1 protein-coding gene is annotated in these 419 nt (G+C 48.7%); it reads right to left on the reverse strand.

Translation table 11 applies throughout. From position 1 onward, the window contains the following. Positions 1-419: Ig-like domain-containing protein (locus PL8927_RS28215; RefSeq protein ID WP_197047587.1), on the reverse strand; the 419-nt coding region annotated here is incomplete at both ends.

The following is a 419-nucleotide window of genomic DNA, read 5'->3' on the forward strand; positions in this document are numbered from 1 at the left end:
TCGGTGCTACTGAAGGTGTAGGGTTGGTCTTCGTTGATGGTGGTGTTATTAGGGTTGCTGGTGGGGATGTCGTTAACCGGAGTTACGTTAACGGTGAAGGTGTTATCACCACTAAAGTCTGTACCATCACCGACTTGGAACTTAAAGTTGGCGTAGTTAGTGCCGTTTTCGTTGGGGTCGGGTTGAAATTGCAGTTGAGCGATATTGGCGATGGGGATATCTAATCCCCCTACGGGTAAGCTGGTAATTAAAGTCCCGTTGTAGAACAGTTGACCGTTAGCAGGAAGTTCGGTAATTTTGACCGTTTGTAGAGTGTCTCCGGTATCGACATCGCTGAAGGGGAAGTCGGTGCTACTGAAGGTGTAGGGTTGGTCTTCGTTGATGGTGGTGTTATTAGGGTTGCTGGTGGGGATGTCGTT

The organism is Planktothrix serta PCC 8927 (assembly GCF_900010725.2).
GTDB lineage: Bacteria > Cyanobacteriota > Cyanobacteriia > Cyanobacteriales > Microcoleaceae > Planktothrix > Planktothrix serta.